Here is a 22388-nt window from a genome sequence, read left to right on the forward strand (position 1 = left end):
TAGTTTACCCCCTCAACTACTGATAGTTTAGGGGGTAAACTATTGACCGTCAAGTAATTGCCCATATTAAAACCCCGCAGCCTCGACTGCAGGGTTTCTCTTATACTTCTCTTGTGGCGGTCGAACGAATCTCTTGCCGCCTTGCATAAATGTTTTTGATGATCGTCTTCACGACCGCATAGAACGGAATCGCCAAGATGATTCCCCAAATGCCCGCGATGTTCCCAGCTGCGAGAATCAGGGTAATGACGGTCAACGGGTGGACATCGAGTGCATTACCCATGACGTTCGGAGTGATGAAATTGCTCTCAATCTGTTGGGCAACCAGCATGATGATGGCGACATACACTGCCATGATCGGATCTTGCACCAATGCGATCAATATCGCCGGAATGACGGCGATATATGGCCCGAGGAACGGGATGACGTTTGTCGCCATGCCGATCAAAGCCAGTAACAGCGCGTAATCCAAACCGATGATTAAATAGCCGATCAACAGCATTACTCCGACCAAAAAGCTGACGAATAGCTGCCCTTGGATATACGAACGCAAGGTGTGGTCGATGTCTTTCAATGTCTTAATCACCCAAAGCTTGCGCTGCCCGCTGAAGAAGCCGGAAATGAACGGCACGAATTTGCGGTGGTCGATCAATAAGTAAATCAGGAAGAACGGCACAAGTACAAGCGTGATGACGCCCGAGATAAAGCCTGTAAGGAATGACACGATCCAGCCGCCGATATCACCGATGCGGTCGCCGATCTGGCCGCTCATATCATTGATTTGCTCTTCTAATGAATCCGGCAAGCGGTCGCGCTGGGCGAGTAAATATTGCGAGTACTCTTCCACATCATTGATAATTTCTGGGGCGTTGTCGACAAGTGAATTGACTTGATCTGTCACCTTCGGCCCAACCATTGCAAATAATAGATAAAAGACCAAAATAATCAAAAACACGATAGTTAAGATGGCGGCCCATTTCGGGAATTTGCGGTTCTCCAAAAAATACAGCAGCGGACGCGTTAAATAGAACAAGACCCCCCCAAGGAGCAAGGGCACAAAAATCGTTCCTGCAATGATGAACAAGGGATCAAAAATCCCCTGAACTTCGATGAACAGGCGAATGATGACCAGTGTCAGGATAATGCCGACTCCCGCCTGGAACCATAATTTATTTGTCACCTATTACACTTCCTTTCTTCGATATCTATACCCAGTTTATCACGTTTATATGGTATTATATGTTTTTGTGTAGCGTGAACTTTTTTAACTCGTACACGTCTTATGACTGTGGATATGACAATGAATAGAATTTGGAGGATACATACAGATGGAACAATTATGGCTTACAATCAAATTTTTGCTGCTCGGTCTATTCCAAGGGCTCACCGAACCCATACCGATTTCGTCAAGCGGCCATTTGCTGATTGCGCAGTATTTTCTCGATGTGGAAATCGAAGGCAGCAACTCGACGTTTGCGTTGCTCGTCAATAGCGCGTCCTTGCTCGCTGTCTTGATCATTTACCGGGAAGATATTAAACGGCTGGTCATCAATGGCTTGAAATTCTTCAAAGAAAAAACGCCGGAAACCCGGCGCGATTTCATGTTCGTCGTTTATTTGGTCGTTGCGACCATCCCGGCAGGCATCATCGGTGTCTTATTCCAGGACACAATCGATTCCTATTTGTCGACCGTCGTCACCGTCGGCATCACGCTCGTAGTCACCGGCCTTGCCTTGTGGCTGATCCGCAATATGCGCGGACAGCGCAAAGACGGCAATATGACGATGAAAGATGCCTTTATCATCGGTGGGGCACAAGCTGTTGCGTTGATCCCTGGCATTAGCCGCAGTGGCGCCACGATAGTTGCCGCTATGGCACGTGGCATTAACCAAGAAACGGCGTTGCGCTTTTCTTTTCTATTGTTCATCCCAATCAGCTTGGGCGGGGCGGTACTGAGCATCACGGATATCATCAATGATGACAACTTGTCTACGATGGCTGTGCCATATATCATGGCGTTTGTCGGCTCACTCGTTGCTTCGTACTTCTCGCTGAAATGGTTCATGAACATCATGGCAAAAGGCCAGCTAAAGTATTTTGCGATCTACTGCTTTATCGTCGGGCCGCTCGTCGTGCTCGCTTGGTTCTTATTGAACTAATCAAAAATGGGGCTGTCCCATAAGTCTCTAAAATAAAACAGACGGAGAAAAAGAAATTCTTTTTCTCCGTCTGTTTTTCATTTATCGGTGAGGAACCTAAAAGTAGCCGGCTGATGGGAATGGAGACGGCGACTCCAGCGGGAGCAGCGCGAGCCGAAGACCCTGGACTGAGCGAAGCGAGGGAAGCGGCTAAGGCCGTGCCCGCGGAAAGCGTCCGTCGAAATGGACATCAGCCCGTTCTTTAGAAGACGCAAAGGGGCTGCCCCTAAAAGTCACTTTTCGTGACCTTTTGGGACAGCCCCTTTTTTTATCGATTAAAAAAGTTTGCCGTAAAATATGGCTGTTTGTCCGAGTTGAATGCGACCCCAACACCGAGGTAACCAAAGTCCGGCTTGACGATGTTTTCCCGGTGCCCCATGGAATTCATGAGCCCTTCATGGGCAAAGATAGCGCTATACTGCCCGTAGGCCAAGTTTTCACCGGCGATAAAGAACGTGATGCCGTCTTCTTTCATGCGGTCAAAAGGAGATTGGCCAGCCGGGTTCGTATGGCTGAAATAACGCTCTTCCGCCATTTCCTGGCTGTGGTCGCGCGCCGTCTCCATTGTCTCAGCATCCCATTTCAAAAGCGGCAATTCACGCTGAATTCTCGCTGAGTTGGTCAATTCAAACAATAGAAATTCATAGCCTTCTTTCACTTCCGGGGAAGGCTCCGCATAAATTTCACTGCGCTGCTCTTCTAAATCCTTATCGATGACCTGGACTGCCGTCACCGTATCCCCTTCGTGAATATCATAAAAAACCGTTGTATAGGAATCCGCCGTTTCAAATAAGTCATACTCATCGCGCGAGTCGAGAATATACTGCACACGCCCTTTTTGCAGGCTCGTCAGCGGTGTCCCGAACAGCTCGCGCACTTGCGCTTTGGTCGAATCCATCGAAAAGCCTTCCGTAGAAGAGATGAGATCCTGATTGGTGAACATGCCATTGACTTCCCCGTTTCCATCGTAGGACAGCAACACATAGTTCTGATAATCCTGATGATAGCTATGCCAATCGGTTCCGTATTCATTTTCCATCAATCGCATCGGCAAGCCGAGTTTTTGCTGTGCTTGATCCTTGCTCATCCCAAGCGTGACATTGTGCACCGCCACCATGGAATCCGTATCAGAAAGCTCTGGCTTCGCGACCACTTCGGGCAGGGTGGCCGAAGATTCCGTCACCATGGTCTGCAGCTGATGGCTGATGCGCGTCGTGAAATATTTGGCTTCATCGAGCGCTTTGGAAACATCTGCGTCAGCTGTTACATTTTCGATCATTTCATCCACCGCGTCCAAAAAGCTCAGGTCGACATATTTCTCGGCAGGCCCTTCCCATACCGGGCGGGTGAAAAATAACAATAGCAGGAGCAACAGGAGGCCAAACAATTTCCGCACATGCATCACCTCTTTCTCTTCATTTTAGTTTAATCGCAAACGTGAATTCCGCAAAGCAAAAAGCCTTTTTTACTTTTTTCCTTAAATAAATACTAAAAGCGGACAGGAAAAGAAGTTCTTTTCGCTGTCCGCTTTGTCATTTCTTCGATTATGCTTCTACATTTTGTTCGCTGGTAATATCGGTTTTCTTAGGCGAACTAAACCATAAGGTAAACACGAGACCCACTACGAACGTGATCAGGCTGGTCACCAAAGTCGCCGTATCGGCCGCAAACCCAGGGAATACAACGAACAGCGATCCAAGGATCAAGCCGATGATCGCCGCATATGTCACATACGTAAAATGTTCCAGCAAATAGCTGATCACTTTACTGGAGACGACAAACCCGACCATGACACCTGCCCCGATGGTCAAGACAATCGGCAAGTTCAGTGTCGACAAGGCATTGATAGCCGTTGAATAAACACCGATCAATAACAGGATGAACGAACCGCTGATGCCCGGCAATAGCATTGCCATGCTCGCGAGCCAACCCGAGAAAAACAGCAGGAAGAACGTCGGCAAGCTCAAATCCGTAATCGGTGCGATGTTTTCATCCGTCTGGATAAATGCCATAGAAGCGAGCGCTGCCCCGATCACCAATAAGATGACCAAATGGCGTGCCGTGAAATTCTTTTTGACTTCGGCTTGCTTCATAATATATGGCAAGACCCCAAGTATTAGCCCCATGAAGAAAAATTGCGTCGCTTCGTAATGATTTTCCAATAAAAATTCGATAAAGCGGCTGAACAATAATAGTGTGATGATAATCCCGATGCCAAGCGGCACAAGAAAGCCTAGCTGTTTTTTCCATTCCCGGCTGAAAAAGCCGCTAATCGATTCAAGCAAACGGTCGTAAATGCCTAAGATAAAGGCAATCGTTCCTCCGCTGACCCCCGGGATTAAATCACTGATGCCCATTAAAATACCGCGGTATATATTTTTCCATTCCATCCGTTCAATCTCCTCATTTCAAAATCACTTTCATCAGTATAGCACGCAGAAACAGGAAACTCGAGCCGAATCACCGGAGGAAGGCACGTGCTTGTTCCATGATAGAAGAGACGATTTCCGCTGCACTTTCTTCCTGCGTCAGCCCCCTCGTTGCCTGCCCCGCCCACAACGACATAAATTGCGGATTTCCGGCTTTTGCCGCAGCTCCACGGATTTCTTTCGTTACTGTATTGTGGGACGGAAATGGCAGCGGTTTGGTTCCCGATGCTTCGAATTGTTCGATAAAACGATTATTGATGCCGCGTGCCGGCCGACCTGAAAAACTTTTGGTCACGACGGTGCTTTCCTCGTCGCTGTCAAAAATCGCTTGTTTGTAAGCTTTGTGCGCACCCGACTCTTTTGATCCGACAAAGCGTGTCCCGATTTGTACGGCTTGTGCGCCGAGTGCAAGCGATGCCACAAGCCCTCGGCCATCAGTGATTCCGCCAGCTGCAATGACCGGCACATTCACGGCATCCGCGACTTGCGGAAGCAATGCCATCAAGCCGACCTGCGCCCCCAACGGATGGCGATCAAATGAAAAGCTGCCGCGGTGGCCTCCTGCTTCACTGCCCTGAGCGACGATGGCGTCAGCCCCAGCTTCCTCAGCTGCCAACGCTTCACTAACAGTCGTCACCATCGTTATGATTTTGATGCCTCGCCTCTTGGCACAAGCCAGATGACTAGGCGGTAATGAACCGAATGCTGTGCTGATGATCGGAACGTTCAGTTCGAGGCAAATGCGGAACAGTTCCTCTCCGTAATCAGGAGAGCGATATTCAGCAGATGGCTGATCAATGGCAAGCTCCTGATAGATTGGCTGCAACGCTTGTGTCACTTCATCAAGGCGTGAAAAGTCATCTTGCGGGACGGGTGCAAATAAATTAACGGCAAAGGGCTTATCCGTTTTCTGGCGTATGTCCTCAAGGTCCTGCCTCAGCTTGTCGGGAGTCAGATAAGCTGCGCCGAGCGTTCCCAAACCACCCGCTGCGGAAACTTCTGCGACCAATTCGGCAGTAGTTGGGCCGCCTGCCATTCCTGCCTGGATAATCGGGTAGTCGATTCCGAGCAATCCACAAATATCGGTTTTCAATGAAATCATCTTCTCCCTCCTCTTGATGCTCTTACTTATCAGTATCCCAGTCTTTCATATTTCTTCAACCGGGAACCTTTTCGGACGGTTCACGTTCTTAATATCAGCATCTATGAGAAGGCGGGATTCGATCATGAAAGGCTTCCTTTCGTTACTTGGCGTCACCTTGATTGCCGTATTGTGCGGAACAATCCTGTTGGGTATTTACAATGAACCTTTTGAAGACTGGCAAAACCAGGAGCGACTCCAGGCTTATACAGAAACAAGAGATCATCTAATGCCCGAACAAACAAGTACTGTCCAGCAAGCTATCGCGCCTGGGCGCTCTAGACAAAACTTATTATATGCGGATGCATCCGCTTCGTGCCCAGCACCCTAATGCAAAAATCCCCGAGACACAAGTCCCGGGGATTTTCTTATGCAGTTAAAATGCGGATACGGTTGCCGGATGGGTCAACCGTTTTCAATACTTCGTCATCCATTTGAACCTCAGCGCCGTAGGTTTCTAAACGTTCACGCATAGCTTGTTGCGCTGCTTCATCTGCGACACGGATAACATAATGCGCAAGCCCGGCCGTTTGATCCGGCAAAGCAGGAATGCCTATGCCGTTCCAAATATTCAAGCCAATATGGTGATGGTAGTCACCGTCCGAGACGAATAATGCTTGATTGCCGAGCTTCGCGACTGCATCGAAGCCGATCGCGCCGGTATAAAAGTCGTGCGCAGCTTGCAGGTCTGAGACATGAAGATGGATATGCCCCAGCACCGTACCCGCCGGCATGCCGCTCCACTTCTCGTCATTTGAAGCTTGTACAACTTCCTGTACATCGAGTGGATCGACCGTCATATGCACTTGGTCTCCGCGCCATTGCCATTCATCAGGTTCGCGGTCGCGGTAAATTTCGATGCCATTGCCTTCAGGATCCGACAGATACAAAGCTTCGCTCACTTGATGATCCGAAGAACCGACTGGAATTTTCTGCTCATGGAGATGCAGCAATATTTTGCCGAGTTCTTTTCGGTTAGGCAGTAGCACCGCAAAATGATACAGTCCCGAAAAGCGCCTTGCTTTTGCCTTGAACTCCGGTGCATATTGGAGAGTCAAGATCGCTTCCCCGTTTACGCCAAGAATGGTTTCACAACCTGTTTCTTCAATCGTTTCAAACCCTAACACCTCTGCGTAAAAACGGCTCATTCCCGGTAAATCTATTACTTTCAAAGTCAAACTCTCTACATAACTTACAGGCTTTTGATGAAAATTCATTACAATCCCCCCAACTACTTACTATTTGTAACCTATTTTATTTTAATAACAAAGTTACGTCAAGTCATCTGTTTTTTCATTCCCATACAGATATGCTATTATGAAGAAAAAGGAGCGGTGAACATGAAAAGCTCGGAAATTTGCCCACGGTTTGAAGCAGCTATCTCCTTATTAGGACAACGCTGGACAGGGTTAATCATCCACCAATTGATGGATGAGCCTAAGCGCTTCGGCCAATTAACTGAAGAAATCGGAATCAGTGGTCGCCTCCTTTCTGAACGGCTGAAAAATTTGGAAAATGACGGTTTGGTCGAACGTACCGTCTATCCCGAGACTCCTGTTCGGATCGAATATTCCCTGACTGAAAAAGGCGCCTCGCTGCAGCCGGTCATGAAGGAAATCGAGCGCTGGTCCCAAAATTGGATAGAGCCTGCAAAGACGGCGGAAAGCCCTTCGTGAACCATTGCGAAGAAAGGCTTGCGCCATCTTTTTTGCCCCTTATTATAGACAGAATATTCTAATATCTGTTAATCTAAAAGCACAAACGGCAGAGGAGGGCTTGCATATGTCGATCTATTCCAATATGACTTACGAGAATGATACGCGGAAAATTGACAAGGCATTGAAGAAGTACGAAGAAAAAAAGAATGCCGCATTGGTACTGCTCGCAGAAATCGATATGCTCAATAAAATGGAAGACGTGGAAGATACCATCCTGTGGAAACAGCAGTCGATGAAAGAAAAACTCATCGCAGCTGAGCGGCAACGGCGGGATGTGGAGGAGATGTTGATCAATTATATCGGCAAATACGATGACCGCGACTTGCATCGCTACACCGAACTGCTCGAAGAATTGAAAAAAGATAAACCTAAATGAGAAAAAATCTATTATCCTCTATTAATGAAAAGAGCGTGAGACTATTCCACAATGAAAAATTAACGAACTCTCTAAGTATTTGTAGAAGCGTTCGCTCTTAAAACCTTCTGCTCGATAATGCTGCGCATTACTTTCGCAAAGATAATGTCTCCCGTAGGTCGACCTTATCTTTCCTGTGGGACCTAGCGGGTTTGAGAGACCCCACAGGAACGAAGTGACGAGGAGGCTCGATACCCGCCCCACGGAAAGCGAGCGATAAGCTTCGGAAAATACGACTTTTCACTTTCCCGAAAACCTGACAAAGGCAGGACTGGCATCAGTCCTGCCTTTGTTTTCGTTTATCCTTGCTAACGGCAGACCGAAGAATATCGCCTGTCCAACCTTTTTGCTTGAAATACAAATACAATAAGAACGTAGAGGCGACAATAACCAATATAGCTGCCACATACCCAAAACTCCAATCGAGCTCTGGCATGACCTGGAAATTCATCCCCCATAAAGCGCCCCACGCCATGACCGGTGTAAACAAAGTGGTCAAAACGGTGAGTGTCTTGACGATTTCATTGCCCCGGTAATTAGCGACGACATTTTCCATATCGACCATATTGTTAATTTCGTCTTCGTAGGATTCCACAAGCATGACACAGCGATCGATGCGTTTGGACGTCCGCTTGTATTCTCTTCGGTCACAGACGTTTTCACCAAAGGTTTCCTCTACTGCCATGATAATTTCACGAAACCCCATGATCAAATGCTTCCATAATAAAATTTCATGGCGAACTTCTTCGATGCTTTCCAAGGTTTTGCGGTTGTTATGTTCTTTGATATTCCATAGCAAGTGATGGAGCCGCTCCTCAAAACGGTCGATTTTATGCAATACCGAACCCACCATGCCTCCAAGTAAAATCATCATCACTTCGATTGGCGATTCTGCAGTGTCCATCTGTTGGATCATCAAATGCCTTGGCATATCTGAGTCTTCTTCGAAATCCAGCGTGCTCGTCACCAATAGCTCTGCCGATACATAAAAGTGAAAGACGTCCTGGGCATCCCGGGCCAGGCGGCTTTGCTTGTAAATCAATGAACCCCATAAAATTTCCTTGCCGAGCTGAGAAGTGTCGGCATGAAGTAGATTGACGGTCAATTTATTCGATTGATCGATCCATTGCTGCAGCCGCGGATTTTCTGTAAGCAATTGGCGGAAATCCGCTGCTTCCAGCACGTTTTCTTCTTGCCATACTGCATTTTTAAATTGATGTCTCGTCATATGCCTCCCCCTATCTTCCTGACGAATCGCCTTCAAACGATATTCCATTCACCGGCCACACAAAAAATGCCGCTCTATTGCAAGCGGCCATTGGCACTAGTCATCGTTATGATTGTCGGGGGTCCGGTCGCGGTACTTTTCATTGGAGTTTTCTTCATATTCCAACTCCCTGTCCGGCATCGGGTTCATTTCTTTCTCTCGCGGCTGATGACGGCCCGGTTCCATATCCGGCAGCAGTTTCTCGCCTTCTTGCCCTTTCCGTTCTTTGTCCATGCCATCGCCCTCCCAAAAGCTTCGTTTTCTCTACTTTACCCCAGGCCTAATTTTTGAATCCTGCTAAGGCCGTGCGCCTACTAGTTTTTTGAAAAGCTCCAAATCATCTGGATAAGCCAGTTCCAATCTTTCGATGTCTTCCAATGATTTCCAAGCAATGTCCTCAATCCAAAAATCATCTTTTGGAATCACCAATTCACCGCCTGTTACAACGACCTGGAAATAATGCAAATCAAAAGACACGGCAGCCTCTTCGTAATTGCCATCGCGCGTTTTCAAGAGTTCTCCTACTTTGACCGTCAGTCCCGTTACGTCCCCGAATTCCCGTTCACAACATTGTTCGAGTGTTTCGCCAGCTTCTATGCCGCTTGCCGGAACCGACCATTTGCTGTCTTCTTCCGGCGCTTTCATTAGCACCAATAAAATTTCGTCACGCTCATTTACACAGACGCCAGCTGCGCCTTTCCAATTTGCCATTTCCATCAAATCGCTCCCATCGCTTTTTTCTCAATTTCCTCGACCATCATTTGTTTTCCTTTTATGTATCGTTCAATGTCCAACGGGTATTGTGTCGCTAACTCCATCTTCAACTGCCCATAAGCTGCAGCAGTTTGCGGGTTGACCTTCAAGAAATCCCGAAAAGCGAGATGGCGAGCGATTTCCGGATTGTCTTGTTCGTAGCAATGAACGTGATGCGTGCGTTCATCGCCGCCACGTTCAAAATACCGTCTGCCCGGCAGCCCATTCTCCCCTTTTGCGTGGTATCCAAGCTTTCGGAAACTCTCTTCAAAGCGGTCTATAGTTTCAATATCCGCAATGGCCACGAGCACATCAATCACTGGCTTAGCGGCAAGTCCCGGCACTGCGGTGCTGCCGATGTGCTGTATATCTAGGCAACCGGATCCGAGTATCTTCCGGATTTCCGCAGCGGCTTCTTCAAACGCTGCTGACCATCTTTTATCATAAGCCGTGACAATTACTTTACGCATCGCCTTCCTCCTCTTGTCCAATTAAAAAAATCACCTTCTCTGACATGGCAGCCCCTTGACTCCCATTGTACAAGAAAAGATGATTCAGCAAACGGACTTTTCACCCATCAATGACTGAAGAATGCTGTCAAAACCTAAAAATTGCAAGCTCTGCCTATTTGTTTGTCGCGTGTTGCTCCAATACGAGCCGGTGCGTAACGTCCGGCAAACCGACATCCGCCGAAAAGCCATTTTTCCGGTAAAAAGCATCTGCTGAAGCGGAATCCGTCCGTACCACCAGCTCACTGAATTGCCCTTTGGCAAAGTCGATGATCGCTTGCAATAACTTTGTCCCGAGTCCTTCTCTTCTTGCGGCGTCCGCGATATAAAGACGTCTCAGCCTGCCAATCCCTTCTTTTGTGGAGTAAGGATCCCGATTTAATCCACCGATGGCGACTAATTTCCCATGGGGATCAAACACGCCATACAATACTTCCCCTTGCTCGTCAAAGCGATTGCTGCCGTCTTCGTATTGGTCGACGAGTCTCCTCAGGAAACGATATCCTTCCGCTTCACTTTCTTCCACAAGGCCCATCGCATCCACTTCACGCAAGTCTTCGATTTCTCTGATCTCCATTGGCATATCCGCTTCCTCCTTTAAAAGTAAGCATTACAGGAAAAGGGCTGGACCAAATCGTATCATAACGTTTTGGGCAGCCCTTTTTCTTTCCATTAGACAGTCGTATCTTCCATGCGCTCGTTACGTGCTTCCATTTTCTTCACAATATAGATGCTGGCTTCGTAAAGCCCGGCCATCGGAACCAATACCAGTAACTGGCTGAGAAAATCCGGCGGCGTGATCAAGGCAGAAACAATCGCCAAGCCAAGATAGGACCATTTTCGGACTTTTTTCATCGAAATAGACGTCAAAACGCCAATCGATGATAAAAACAAAGCCAAGATAGGCATTTCAAACAATAGCCCTAGTGGAATCGTGGTCATGATCAAGAAATGGACATATTCGTTTGCCGAAATCATCACATCAAAATTCGCAGCCCCTAGGCCAATCAGGAATTGATAGCTTAACGGGTTGACGACGAAGTAGCCGAAAGCGACGCCGAATAAAAACAAGAGCAGCATAACCGGCGAATACACGCCAAGAAATTTAGCTTCAGTTTCTTCTAGCCCTGGTTTAACAAACTGCCAGATAAAATGGACCAAAAACGGCAGTGACAAACCAAGCGCCATGGTGGCCGAAATCGATGTATAGAATTTCACGACTTCAAGAGGCCCAAGAATCACCAACTCGTTGCCTTTTACCACATATGGGAACCAGAAATTCAATGTGGAAAAGACGAGCAGCAGGAAAAATAAGAAAACAATAGCGCTTTTGATCAATTGTTTTCGCAAATCCCCTAAATGATCGACCAGGGTCTCTATCCGGTCTTCGGGTTCTTCAGGAGGTTTCTGCCCTCCTCCGCTTGAATTCGGCTTTTTCGACACCTCGACGGTTTCATGTTCCGTTTCGGAGTCGGCTTTCTGCTGCTCCTGTCCCGCCGGATCTTTGCTCGCCTTTTTTTTGTGCAAGGGACTAATCAGCTTGTTTTCTCCGTACGGATCCATTTAACCACCTTCACAAACTTTCGGTTTTATTCGTTTCAGTTGTTTCTTTTTTGTCTTTCTTATCTTTGTCGTCTTCCTCATCGTCGTCCATTAGCCCTTTCGTCGAACGCTTGAACTCCGCGAAAGTTTTGCCAACGGCTCCACCGATTTCCGGCAATTTTTTAGGCCCGAAAATGATCAGCACGATGACCAAAATGATGATCAAGCCGGGTACACCGATTGAAGCTATTCCACCCATATCTTTTCCTCCTCACGAATTAGACTAAAGAACCGCCATCTTTGCTATATTTAATGACGCCTTCTGCACAGCGATAGGCCAATGCCCCTACAGTACCGGTCGGGTTATAGCCGCCATTGTGCGCAAAGTTCCCTGCGCCTACGACAAACAGGTTTTCCATGTCCCAATGCTGCAGATAATTGTTCACGACGCTCGTGGCCGGATCTCCGCCCATAATCGTACCGCCCGTATTGTGGGTGGTCTGGTAAGGAACGATGTCGTAATCGGAAATCGGCGATCTGCCGACAACCGTTTTCGCTCCCATTTCCTGCATGATTTCCGTAGTTCTTTCCGTAATGTATTTGTGCAATGCACGGTCTTGGTCAGTAAAATTATACGTCAATTGCAATAGAGGCATTCCATAAATATCCTTATAGGTGCCATCAAGCGTTAGATAATTGTCACGATGCGGGATCGATGCTCCTTGTGATCCGACCGACAAAGTACGGGTATAGTTCTCGATGGATGCTTTCTTGAACTCTGCACCCCATGCCGGTGTATCCGGTGGCAGCGGGTTGGTTGCAATCGGGCGAGCCCCGGTCTGCGTCATGGAAATACTGCCGCCGTGAATGAAGTCAAGGTCGCTATGGTCGAAAGCGTCGCCATTGAAATCATCAATAGTCATACCGAGTGCGCCAGCTCCCATAAAGACATTCATCTGGTCCTCGAAGAAGCCAGAAGCTCCCGGGAGAATCTGGTAGGCGTAGTTTTTCCCGAGTGACCCTTGACCGGTTTCAGGATCGTACATTTGGCCGATTTCCGAAACCATTAGGAGCTTGGCGTTATTCATGACGTAGCTTGTCAGTACAACCACTTCAGCCGGTTGGATAAATTCCTCGAAGGTTACCGTGTCAATAAAGCGGACGCCCGTTACACGATCGCCTTCTTTCATCACTTCCACTACGTTTGAGTTGAAGCGGATGTCGTAATTCCCCGTTTCACGCGCAGCGGGTACAACGGTGATTTCAGGTGACGTCTTCGCCCCGTATTCACAGCCGAAACGCTCACAGAATCCGCAATATTGGCAAGCACCAATTTGTTGGCCATCCGGATTTTCATAAGCTTCCGACAAGTTAGCGGAAGGCATCATGAACGGTGTATAGCCGAGATTGCTGGTCGCTGTTTCGAATTTGGAGAGCAATGGTGTTTTTTTCATGGCTGGCGTCGGGTAATCCGAAGAACGCTTGCCCCAGAATGGGTTTTTGTCTTCACCCGAAATGCCGGCTGTTTTTTCGAATTTGTCGAAGTATGGCTCCAGTTCGTCATAAGTGATGCCCCAGTCTTGCAAAGTATACTCTGAAGACAATTTATTCGCGCCATATTTGGCATCCGTCATGGATTTGATTTCAAAATCGTATGGCAAAAAGCGCCAAGTTTGCCCATTCCAGTGCGTCCCTGCGCCACCCAGGCCTTCTCCTAGAAGGAAAGAGCCCAATTGCCGCATCGGCAAGGCCTTCTGGTTTCTAGAGTTGCGGAATGTAATCGTTTCTTTTGATAAATCCTGCATCAATTCATAACGAATTGCGTAGCGGTATTCATCGTGGACCATTGAATAATCTTCGGTCGACCGCTCTTTCCCGCGTTCAAGCCCCATGACTTTTAGTCCTTCTTTCGCACATTCCGCAGCGATAATGCCGCCAGTCCAGCCGACGCCGACCGTCACTACATCCACTTTATCCAGTGTTGTTGCCATACGTACTCCCCCTTTTTATGTTAGCTCAGCATATCTCCTACTGAGTGCGGCTCGATTTCCGCAAATTCTTCACTTTCGATGTCGTTGATGTAAGCTGCCTGGTGTCCAGGGAATCCTTTCATGCGCCAAGCCTCCATGTTTTGGTTTCCTCCGTAGATTGGATCGGCATACGCGCCATTCAATGTTGCCTGTCGAAGCAGGCGGAAAAAGAATTGAGCGTTGGCCCCTTGCATGTCCACTTCATCATCTTGGAAAGCGGTCAGGATTTCGTCCATCTGTTCGCCTTCAAGGTCGACAAAATTTGCTTCAAAACGGCTTTGCGCTTCTTGCTGCATTTTTTGCAAGCCTTGCCTGAACAATTCATTGCGTTTTAAACGGCTTTGATAGCCTTGAGTGGCTTCGCCTTCTTCAAACGGAGCCTGCATGTATTCTTTTGAGTTCTCGCCATAACTTCCGGCAAGTTGATGGTCGATAAAGAATGGCACTCCAAGACCGATTGCGCCTGGCCCTAGATCATCCTCTGGGAAAATTCGCTCAGTTGCTTGTTGCAATACGGCAAACTCCTGTTGATTTTTGAAAAATTGCAAGCCGCGCACCGCTTCGGTTGTTCCACCGCCGCCACTGTGTCCAGCTTCTCCACCGCTTGTGGATGCCGTATCCTGACGTGTATTTGCACCGATTACTCCACCAATGATTCCTCCACCGACGAGAGCGCCTGCCGCAATCCCCGACGTTTTCAGGAAATCGCGTCTCGAAACATTTTTCTTCTCTGCCATCTCATGCGCCTCCTTTTAATAAGTATAAAAATTATAAATACTCAATAACTATACCCACATTATAGGCCTCTTAACTCTCTTTTCAACACTTTTCCGATTATTCACTAAAAAAATGCGAATTTAATACAAAAAAACCCTTTACCTAGGAGCAAAGGATGACATAAAAAAAGGCCGAGGGAATGGTCACCTCGGCTTTGTAGCTTATGAAGATATTAGTCTAGAATTTTGATTGTGATGTTTTTGCGTCCCCATTTCAAAGCTTCGCTTTGTGTTGGGATGAAGACATCGATTTTGTTTCCTTTGATTGCTCCGCCAGTATCGCCAGCGATAGCTGTTCCGTAGCCTTCAACCCAAACTTTTGAACCGAGTGGGATGACGGATGGATCAACGGCTATGACTTTTTGGTTCGGGTTCGAACGCAAGTCAATGCCAGTACGCGTGATACCTGAACATCCTGCACAGTAAGCAGTGTATGCTGTTGCAGATACTGTCATTTCTTTACCTGATTGTGTAGAAGCTGCTGCTGGTGTAGCCGCTGCTGGTGCACTTGCAGGTGTTGGTGCTGCTTGAGTTGATTTTGGTGCTTCTTGTTTAGCTGGAGCAGTTGCTTTAGCTGCTGCACCTTTTACTGCGAATTCTTGTCCAGGGTAGATCAAGTGGCCAGAAATGTTATTCCAGCTCATCAATTGATCCAATGAAATTCCGTGAGCGGAAGCGATTTTGAACAATGTGTCACCGCTTTTAACTGTATAGGTTGATGATGAGTTCGTTGATTTCGTAGATGCCTGTTCTTTACCTTCGACAGAAAGCGTGTCGTTCGGGAAGATCAAGTCAGATGACAAGTCATTCCAGTTTTTAAGGTTTTGTACTGAAACATTTTTTTCTTGTGAGATGCCCCAAAGAGTATCACCTGATTGGACTGTATACGATGAATTAGCGCTTGCTGTTGTCGCCGCGCCTACACTTAATGCCGCAATTGCCGTTAGTGTAACGATTTGCTTTTTCATAATTGAAATTCCTCCTTTTCACTAACACAAGACACAGCTTAACATGTACGCATTGCAGGAAGATGACAGAACGACAGATGAAATTTAACAATTACATTACGTCAATCTTTTAAATATGACAGACTGTAATAAATCAGAATATTCTCTTTTAAAAGCTTAAATGAGATGATTTTTCGCCTTTTTTCTTTTATTAATAGCGATAGGATGGATTAATCGGCTTTTGTTGGGGGAATAAATAATTACAGCATTACATATCCACTGCAGCACAGTTTTATTTTAGGAGGAACTTATTTGAAAAATGTCACAATGGTCTTTTGGATTTCGCTCGCTATCTGCCTAGCCATGGTTACTTGGGGAGTTGTCGGCCCTGAAAACTTTCAAGCGCAGACCGGCTCGCTCACTTCGTGGATCTCGTCCACATTTGGTTGGTATTACTTGGCATCAGTCTTCATTATTCTTGTTTTTTGCCTTTATTTGATTTTTTCCAGGTTTGCCGACATCAAGCTCGGCAAAGCTGGCGATGATCCGGAATTCAGCCTTATTTCTTGGTTCGCGATGTTATTTTCCGCTGGAATGGGCATGGGGCTCGTGTTTTGGACAACTGCCGAGCCAATTTCACATGCTTTTATCAGCGCACCGCGGTCTGAACTCGGTTCTAACGAAGCCGTGAGGGAAGCGATGCAATTCTCGTTTTTCCATTGGGGCATCCATGCTTGGGCGATTTACGGCCTAGTAGCATTGTCGCTTGCCTACGCGAAATTCCATAACGGTTCCCCGGGACTGATCAGTGCGACACTCATTCCACTGTTTGGCCAAAAACGCATGAGCGGCTGGCTCGGCAAGCTGATTGATACGCTCGCCGTCTTTGCAACGGTTATCGGTGTCGCTTCTACACTCGGCTTTGGCTCTGCGCAAATCAATGAAGGATTGTCTTTCCTGTTCGGTACACCGAATACGTTCGCCTTTCAATTATTGATCCTTGCCGTCGCTACCTTGTTATTTATCATTTCTGCTTGGTCTGGAATCGGCCGGGGCATCAAGTATTTAAGTAATATCAATATGGTGCTGGCCTTCATTCTTCTTGGCATGCTGCTTATTGTCGGCCCAACTCTCTACATCATGAACATGTTTACCGATTCACTTGGCGGCTATTTTTCCAACTTTTTATCAATGAGTTTTAATGTAGAGCCATTGAATAGTGACCGCCGCGCCTGGGTAGATGGCTGGACTGTCTTTTACTGGGCTTGGTGGATATCTTGGGCGCCATTTGTCGGCATTTTCATTGCCCGTATTTCACGAGGGCGCACAGTTCGGGAATTCATGCTCGGTGTCCTCGTTGTCCCGTCTCTCGTCTGCTTTATTTTCTTTGCCGTATTTGGGGTCTCAGCTTTGGACCTCCAGCAAAAAGGCATCGATGCGATTTCCGATTATAGTTTGGAAACAGCCACATTTGGCGTGCTGCAACATTATCCACTTGGCACCGTCATGTCTATCCTGACGCTATTCGTCGTCGCGATTTTCTTCATCACTTCTGCCGACTCCGCCACATTCGTTCTCGGCATGCAGACCACCGGCGGGTTATTGAATCCCCCAAATTTGGTGAAAATCACTTGGGGCTTGATCCAGTCAGCCGTTGCGGCCATCGTCGTCTACAGCGGCGGTACACAAGGTTTGCAAAACTCATTGATTATCGCCGCCTTGCCGTTCTCGGTTGTGGTTTTGCTGATGGGAGCCGCGTTCTTAAAAGCGGCTAGCCAAGACCCGGTAGCTGTAAAGCGCCAAAAAAATTCAATGTGACAATAAAAAAATGCCCGGCAAGCTGCATCGCTTGCCGGGCATTTCTCATTTATTATTTGAATACGCTTGTGCTATGCAAAGGCTGCACTCTGGATTTCGGATCCAAGTAAGATTTTGCATTGTTGATGGCGGTTGGTGCTTCGCCGAAGCCGACCGCGATCAATTTCACTTTTCCTTCATAGGTGGCAATGTCACCTGCTGCGTAGATACCCGGTATATTCGTTTCCATTTTGGAATTGACGATAACCGAGTTCTTCTCCATCTCGAGGCCCCACTCTTTGATCGGTCCAAGGGATGTGATGTTGCCGTAGTTGACGACAACATGGTCGACTTCAAGGCGTTCTTCGTTTCCTTCTTTGTCTTCCAGCACAAGCTCACGGATTTCACCGTTCTCGCCAACCAGTTCCTTGACGTTGAAAGGCTTCTTCACTTCCACGGTCGACTGCATCATCGTATCGATATTTGCTTCATGCGCCGTCATTTTCTCACGGCGATGGCTCAAAGTTACTTGCGACGCCACATTCTCAAGCATCATCGCCCAGTCAACTGCAGAGTCGCCTCCGCCGAGAACTACGACTTTTTTATCGCTAAACAAGGTTAAGTCTCTTACACCGTAATGCAAAGTTTTGCCTTCGAATTGTTCAGCACCATCTACTGCCAATTTACGCGGGTGGAAAGCCCCGACGCCAGCCGTCAACAGGATCGCTTTCGAGTAATGCGTCCCTTTATCTGTTGTAATGGCAAAATGTTCGTCTTCGCGTTCAACTGACGCGACCGTTTCTTCTAGGCAAATTTCAGGGTCGCCGTATTTCGCTTGCTCGACAAGGTTATCCACCAAATCTTTCGCCAGCACTTTCGGGAAACCCCCGATATCATAAATGAATTTGTCCGGGTATAATTCCATCAATTGCCCACCAAGCTGCGGAAGGCTATCCAACACTTTCACTTTCATTTTGCGCATGCCACCGTAAAACGAAGCGAACAAGCCGGTCGGGCCGCCGCCGATGATTGTAATATCGAAGATTTCACGTTCTTCCATTTCCAACACTCCTAATCTAATCAATATATCCATCCTACCACATCTATATAGGGTCTCCGCCATTGGACTTATGGCGGAAATCCGAAACCAGCATTTCCATCCCTTTTATTCTATCGTAAACTGAAACAAGGAACCAAATGGAAAGGATGATAAATGTGGATCTTGGATTAAAAGAAAAAGTAGTAGTCGTCATGGCTTCCAGTAAAGGACTCGGCAAAGCATGCGCTTTAGAGTTCGCCAAAGAAGGGGCAATCGTCGTCCTCTCAAGCCGACGCCAAGAATCGGCCAATGCAGCTGCTAAAGAAATTCGCACAGAAAGCAGTAACGAACAGGTTCACGCATTTACATGCGATATGTCGCAAGCTGACGACATCCAGCAATTATTCCACAAAGTTGCTGAACAATTCGGGCGCATCGATGTGCTGGTCAATAACACAGGTGGCCCAAAAGCTGGCGGATTCAACGATATGAGTGATAACGACTGGTATTCCGCATTCGATCAAAATTTATTGAGTTATATCCGCACGTGCCGCGAAGTGCTTCCTTATATGAAAGAGCAACAATTCGGGCGCATCATCAACATCTCCTCTTCTTCCACAAAGGAAGTGATTGACGGCTTGATTTTATCAAATACGATGCGCGCCGGCATGGTCGGCTTTGCAAAAACACTTTCTCGGGAAGTGGCAGGAGATAATATTTTGGTCAACACCGTGGGCCCCGGAAAAATTTCAACCGATCGTGTTGCCGAATTGACTCAAGCAACCGCGGCCAGACAAGGCCTTTCTCCAGAAGAAGTGCTGAAACATACCGAAGCGCAAATTCCTCGAGGCCGTCTAGGCGAGCCCGCTGAATTCGCCCGCACCGTCGTCTTTTTGGCTTCCGCTGCCAATTCCTATGTCACCGGGCAATCAATCGTTGTCGATGGTGGATTCCTGAAGGCGCTATAATCCCCTTTTCAGTAGGCAGTGGCACCAAAAGCCGATATACTAAGGAATGAACCAAATGAAAAGGAGATGTTAGATATGGCGAAAAAAGGCCACATGCACATGGAAAACGGCGAAGTAATCGAATTCGACCTTTTCCCGAATGAAGCACCGAACACAGTTGCAAACTTCGAGGAGCTTGCAAACTCTGGATTCTATAACGGCGTTGTTTTCCACCGCGTTATTCCGGGTTTCGTTTCCCAAGGCGGAGACCCGACCGGAACTGGCATGGGCGGCAGCGGCAAGACCATCAAATGCGAAACAGAAGGCAACCCGCATAAACACCAACCAGGCAGCCTTTCTATGGCTCACGCCGGCAAAGACACTGGATCAAGCCAGTTCTTTATCGTTCACGATTCACAGCCGCATCTTGATGGCGTCCACACAGTTTTCGGTCAAGTAACAAAAGGCCTTGAAACTGCAAAAGCTATGAAAAACGGCGACAAAATGGAGAAAGTCCACGTCTTTGACGCTGAATAATCCCTCGTAAAAAAACGTGCCCCTGCGGCACGTTTTTTTGTTTTGCTGGAATTTAAGGGGTTCGATAATTAAAGATTAAAGATTAAAGATTAGAAAATCTTCCGCTTTTCGACTTCGTTTCAGGGGGGCTGCTTGCCGTGGGGCGGGTGTTGAGCCAACGTGCCGCAAAGAGCGCGCCACGTTTGTCTCGCCAGCCCGCGCGGTCCCACAGGCGTCAGCCCCCCTTCCACTTCGTCTCTAGTTTTAGAAGGGAAGCGCACTTCCTCTATCCACTTGATAGAAAGTGTTAGGATGCGTCATATTTTGTAGCTCGTCTCATTCGGAACAAAGAAAACACGATTTTCAGTCTTCCTCTTCCAACAAGATATTCGGTTCAAACATTTATTAGTCAGAGGCCGCATCCTGAGAAGCGATTCCCCCACTAGCCAGCAACTATCTATAGAAGCAGACCAATTAAAACAGTTAATATCCAACGAAATCTCCAAGCCGCCAAGCGCCAAGGGTGAGCCGACGCCATAAGACAAGTGCTCTTCTTGGCTTATGGCAAAAGGCCATCCCAAAGCACGGCGGCGACTATTCAGATCAAACTCAAAGAAAACGCTGGAACGATTCCACACACAAACCCTCACTATCTTATTACAACTATCACCCGGGAAGTGATTCCCCCACTAGCCGGCAACTGGGTACAGAAGCAGTTCCGTCTAAACACACCCTAATCAACGGGATCTCCAAGCCACCAAGCGTCAAGGGTGAGCCGATGCCATAAGACAGATGCTCTTCCTGGCTTATGGCTAGAGGCCATCCCAAAGCACGGTGGCGACTGCCAAAAGGAAGCTCGATCCAACCCTCAGGAATAATTCCGCCCGAAAACCCTCGCTATCTAATTCCAACTTTCGAACAAATTAAAAAAGCGCGCCCAAAAGGCACGCTCTCCCATCTATCATCACAACACTTTACTCAAGAACGCTTTCGTCCGCTCGTGCTGCGGATTCCCGAACAATTCCTTCGGCACATTCTCTTCCACAATATAGCCGCCATCGATGAACAGCACGCGATCGCCCATCTCTGCCGCAAAGCCCATTTCGTGGGTTACCACAACCATGGTCATACCTTCTCTCGCCAATTGCTTCATGACATCCAGCACATCCCCGACCATTTCCGGGTCGAGCGCCGAAGTCGGCTCATCGAACAACATGATTTTCGGATCCATCGCGAGCGCGCGCGCAATCGCCACACGCTGTTTCTGGCCACCGGATAATTCGCCTGGATAAGCTTTCGCTTTTTCGCCCAATCCGACTTTCTCCAGCAACTCATAAGCTTTCTTCTCGGCTGCTTTCTGATCGCCTTTTTTCAATTTGATCGGTGCTAGCGTCACGTTCTGAAGAACCGTTTTATGCGGGAACAAGTTAAATTGCTGGAACACCATACCCACGTCTTGGCGCACTTTGTTAATGTCCACTTTCGGATTGGTGATGTCTGTCCCTTCAATATAAACATGGCCTCCACTAATGTCTTCCAAACGGTTTAAGCAACGAAGAAACGTACTTTTGCCGGATCCGGAAGGGCCGATGACGCAAATGACCTCTTTCTCTTCGACCACGGTACTTATGTCTTTGATTACTTCCAAATCTCCGAATGATTTTTTGAGGTTTTCGACTCTGATCATACTCATCGCAATACAAACTTCCTTTCCACAAAGCTCGCGAGCATCGAGAGCAAGTAAATGACGATAAAGTAAATGATGCCGAGGATCAAATACACGTTAAACGCATCGAATGTGGCACTTGCCTGGATGCGCCCTTCCTGCGTCAGATCCGCTACCCCGATAACCGATAAAAGCGAAGTATCCTTCAAGGAAATGATCGCCTGGTTGGTAATGGTCGGGAGCATGCGGCGGAACGCCTGAGGCAAAATGATGTAGCGCATCGTTTGCGTCGAGCCTAGCCCAAGCGAACGGGCCGCTTCGGTTTGCCCTTTGTCGATCGACTGAATCCCCGCCCGGATAATTTCCGAGAAGTACGCACCGGCATTGATCGCGACGGTCACGATCCCCGCTGTCGTATTGTCGAGCGAAAAGAACCCAAGTGAGTTCAAACCGAAGTAAATGAAGAACAACTGGACGATAAACGGCGTCCCCCGGATTGCATCCACAAAGATTTTGGCGATCCAGTTCAAGATTTTGAACGGTGCCAAGCGCAGCAAAGCGACAACTAGGCCGATCAAGAAGCCCAGAACGATGGCAATGCTGAAAATGTATAGTGTGACTTGCAGGCCTTCCATTAAATACGGAAAAGCATTGATGATTGTCTGCACCCTCAGTTCCCCCTTGCATAAAAAAATGCA

25 protein-coding genes are annotated in these 22388 nt (G+C 47.6%); 7 read left to right on the plus strand and 18 right to left on the minus strand.

Features of this window, described 5'->3' with window-relative positions:
- Positions 1-100 precede the first annotated feature (100 nt).
- Complete coding sequence (locus AY633_RS12570; RefSeq protein ID WP_068488649.1) at positions 101-1180, minus strand: AI-2E family transporter; 1080 nt, start codon at positions 1178-1180, stop codon at positions 101-103.
- Positions 1181-1328: 148 nt separating this feature from the next.
- Between AY633_RS12570 and AY633_RS12575 the strand changes: the two genes are divergently transcribed.
- Positions 1329-2159 carry an undecaprenyl-diphosphate phosphatase gene (locus AY633_RS12575; protein WP_068488650.1) on the plus strand — a complete coding sequence of 277 codons (831 nt, stop codon included), beginning with the start codon at positions 1329-1331 and terminating at the stop codon, positions 2157-2159.
- A gap of 307 nt (positions 2160-2466) precedes the next feature.
- Here AY633_RS12575 and AY633_RS12580 read toward each other — a convergent pair whose 3' ends face one another.
- The 3 genes from AY633_RS12580 to AY633_RS12590 all read right to left on the minus strand — a co-directional run bounded on the left by AY633_RS12580 (position 2467) and on the right by AY633_RS12590 (position 5729).
- Positions 2467-3594, minus strand: coding sequence for a CAP domain-containing protein (locus AY633_RS12580; protein ID WP_068488844.1), 1128 nt, complete (start codon positions 3592-3594; stop codon positions 2467-2469).
- A gap of 148 nt (positions 3595-3742) precedes the next feature.
- On the minus strand, positions 3743-4588 hold the full coding sequence (locus tag AY633_RS12585; protein WP_068488651.1) for a DUF368 domain-containing protein: 846 nt from the start codon (positions 4586-4588) through the stop codon (positions 3743-3745).
- 70 nt (positions 4589-4658) lie between these two features.
- Positions 4659-5729, minus strand: a complete 1071-nt coding sequence (locus AY633_RS12590) for an NAD(P)H-dependent flavin oxidoreductase (protein WP_068488652.1) — start codon at positions 5727-5729, stop codon at positions 4659-4661.
- A gap of 124 nt (positions 5730-5853) precedes the next feature.
- Between AY633_RS12590 and AY633_RS12595 the strand changes: the two genes are divergently transcribed.
- Positions 5854-6099: a hypothetical protein gene (locus AY633_RS12595; RefSeq protein WP_068488653.1), complete on the plus strand. Its 246-nt coding sequence runs from the start codon at positions 5854-5856 to the stop codon at positions 6097-6099.
- Positions 6100-6136: 37 nt separating this feature from the next.
- On the opposite strand, the gene AY633_RS12600 is transcribed toward AY633_RS12595, so the two are convergent.
- Positions 6137-6985: a VOC family protein gene (locus tag AY633_RS12600; RefSeq protein ID WP_068488654.1), complete on the minus strand. Its 849-nt coding sequence runs from the start codon at positions 6983-6985 to the stop codon at positions 6137-6139.
- A 123-nt stretch (positions 6986-7108) separates the two neighbouring features.
- Here AY633_RS12600 and AY633_RS12605 point away from each other — a divergent pair, with 123 nt between their 5' ends.
- Together AY633_RS12605 and AY633_RS12610 are read left to right on the plus strand one after the other, a co-directional pair.
- Positions 7109-7444 carry a winged helix-turn-helix transcriptional regulator gene (locus AY633_RS12605; RefSeq protein ID WP_068488655.1) on the plus strand — a complete coding sequence of 112 codons (336 nt, stop codon included), beginning with the start codon at positions 7109-7111 and terminating at the stop codon, positions 7442-7444.
- A 106-nt stretch (positions 7445-7550) separates the two neighbouring features.
- On the plus strand, positions 7551-7862 hold the full coding sequence (locus AY633_RS12610) for a hypothetical protein (protein WP_068460150.1): 312 nt from the start codon (positions 7551-7553) through the stop codon (positions 7860-7862).
- A gap of 316 nt (positions 7863-8178) precedes the next feature.
- Here the strand turns inward: AY633_RS12610 and AY633_RS12615 are convergent, their stop codons facing one another.
- The 10 genes from AY633_RS12615 to AY633_RS12655 form a co-directional block, all read right to left on the minus strand.
- On the minus strand, positions 8179-9129 hold the full coding sequence (locus AY633_RS12615; protein WP_068488656.1) for a magnesium transporter CorA family protein: 951 nt from the start codon (positions 9127-9129) through the stop codon (positions 8179-8181).
- Positions 9130-9225: 96 nt separating this feature from the next.
- Positions 9226-9402 carry a hypothetical protein gene (locus tag AY633_RS16655; RefSeq protein ID WP_171900949.1) on the minus strand — a complete coding sequence of 59 codons (177 nt, stop codon included), beginning with the start codon at positions 9400-9402 and terminating at the stop codon, positions 9226-9228.
- Between the two features lie 63 nt (positions 9403-9465).
- On the minus strand, positions 9466-9885 hold the full coding sequence (locus tag AY633_RS12620; RefSeq protein WP_068488657.1) for an NUDIX hydrolase: 420 nt from the start codon (positions 9883-9885) through the stop codon (positions 9466-9468).
- On the minus strand, positions 9885-10391 hold the full coding sequence (locus AY633_RS12625) for a GrpB family protein (RefSeq protein ID WP_068488658.1): 507 nt from the start codon (positions 10389-10391) through the stop codon (positions 9885-9887). The genes AY633_RS12620 and AY633_RS12625 overlap by 1 nt, the downstream gene beginning before the upstream one ends.
- A 154-nt stretch (positions 10392-10545) precedes the next feature.
- Positions 10546-11013: a GNAT family N-acetyltransferase gene (locus tag AY633_RS12630; protein ID WP_068488659.1), complete on the minus strand. Its 468-nt coding sequence runs from the start codon at positions 11011-11013 to the stop codon at positions 10546-10548.
- A gap of 89 nt (positions 11014-11102) precedes the next feature.
- On the minus strand, positions 11103-11993 hold the full coding sequence (tatC, locus tag AY633_RS12635) for a twin-arginine translocase subunit TatC (RefSeq protein ID WP_068488660.1): 891 nt from the start codon (positions 11991-11993) through the stop codon (positions 11103-11105).
- 10 nt (positions 11994-12003) lie between these two features.
- Positions 12004-12231, minus strand: a complete 228-nt coding sequence (gene tatA / locus AY633_RS12640; protein ID WP_068460140.1) for a twin-arginine translocase TatA/TatE family subunit — start codon at positions 12229-12231, stop codon at positions 12004-12006.
- Between the two features lie 19 nt (positions 12232-12250).
- Positions 12251-13963 carry a GMC family oxidoreductase gene (locus tag AY633_RS12645; protein ID WP_068488661.1) on the minus strand — a complete coding sequence of 571 codons (1713 nt, stop codon included), beginning with the start codon at positions 13961-13963 and terminating at the stop codon, positions 12251-12253.
- A gap of 20 nt (positions 13964-13983) precedes the next feature.
- A complete protein-coding gene (locus tag AY633_RS12650) occupies positions 13984-14739 on the minus strand; it encodes a gluconate 2-dehydrogenase subunit 3 family protein (protein WP_068488662.1) in 756 nt (251 codons plus the stop codon).
- Between the two features lie 212 nt (positions 14740-14951).
- Complete coding sequence (locus AY633_RS12655; protein ID WP_068488663.1) at positions 14952-15746, minus strand: LysM peptidoglycan-binding domain-containing protein; 795 nt, start codon at positions 15744-15746, stop codon at positions 14952-14954.
- Positions 15747-16037: 291 nt separating this feature from the next.
- On the opposite strand from AY633_RS12655, the gene AY633_RS12660 reads away from it, so the two are divergent.
- Positions 16038-17543 (plus strand): BCCT family transporter, encoded by a 1506-nt coding sequence (locus AY633_RS12660; RefSeq protein WP_068488664.1) that lies wholly within the window; start codon positions 16038-16040, stop codon positions 17541-17543.
- 52 nt (positions 17544-17595) lie between these two features.
- Here AY633_RS12660 and AY633_RS12665 read toward each other — a convergent pair whose 3' ends face one another.
- Positions 17596-18582 (minus strand): NAD(P)/FAD-dependent oxidoreductase, encoded by a 987-nt coding sequence (locus tag AY633_RS12665; RefSeq protein ID WP_068460129.1) that lies wholly within the window; start codon positions 18580-18582, stop codon positions 17596-17598.
- Between the two features lie 155 nt (positions 18583-18737).
- On the opposite strand from AY633_RS12665, the gene AY633_RS12670 reads away from it, so the two are divergent.
- Positions 18738-19529 (plus strand): SDR family oxidoreductase, encoded by a 792-nt coding sequence (locus tag AY633_RS12670; RefSeq protein WP_068488665.1) that lies wholly within the window; start codon positions 18738-18740, stop codon positions 19527-19529.
- Positions 19530-19604: 75 nt separating this feature from the next.
- Positions 19605-20045 (plus strand): peptidylprolyl isomerase, encoded by a 441-nt coding sequence (locus tag AY633_RS12675; protein ID WP_058381931.1) that lies wholly within the window; start codon positions 19605-19607, stop codon positions 20043-20045.
- Positions 20046-20988: 943 nt separating this feature from the next.
- Here the strand turns inward: AY633_RS12675 and AY633_RS12680 are convergent.
- Positions 20989-21717, minus strand: coding sequence for an amino acid ABC transporter ATP-binding protein (locus tag AY633_RS12680; protein ID WP_068488666.1), 729 nt, complete (start codon positions 21715-21717; stop codon positions 20989-20991).
- Positions 21714-22358, minus strand: coding sequence for an amino acid ABC transporter permease (locus AY633_RS12685; protein WP_068488667.1), 645 nt, complete (start codon positions 22356-22358; stop codon positions 21714-21716). The genes AY633_RS12680 and AY633_RS12685 overlap by 4 nt, the downstream gene beginning before the upstream one ends.
- Positions 22359-22388: the final 30 nt, after the last annotated feature.

Origin of the sequence: Planococcus maritimus (assembly GCF_001592825.1) — a bacterium.
Classification (GTDB): Bacteria; Bacillota; Bacilli; order Bacillales_A; family Planococcaceae; genus Planococcus; species Planococcus maritimus_C.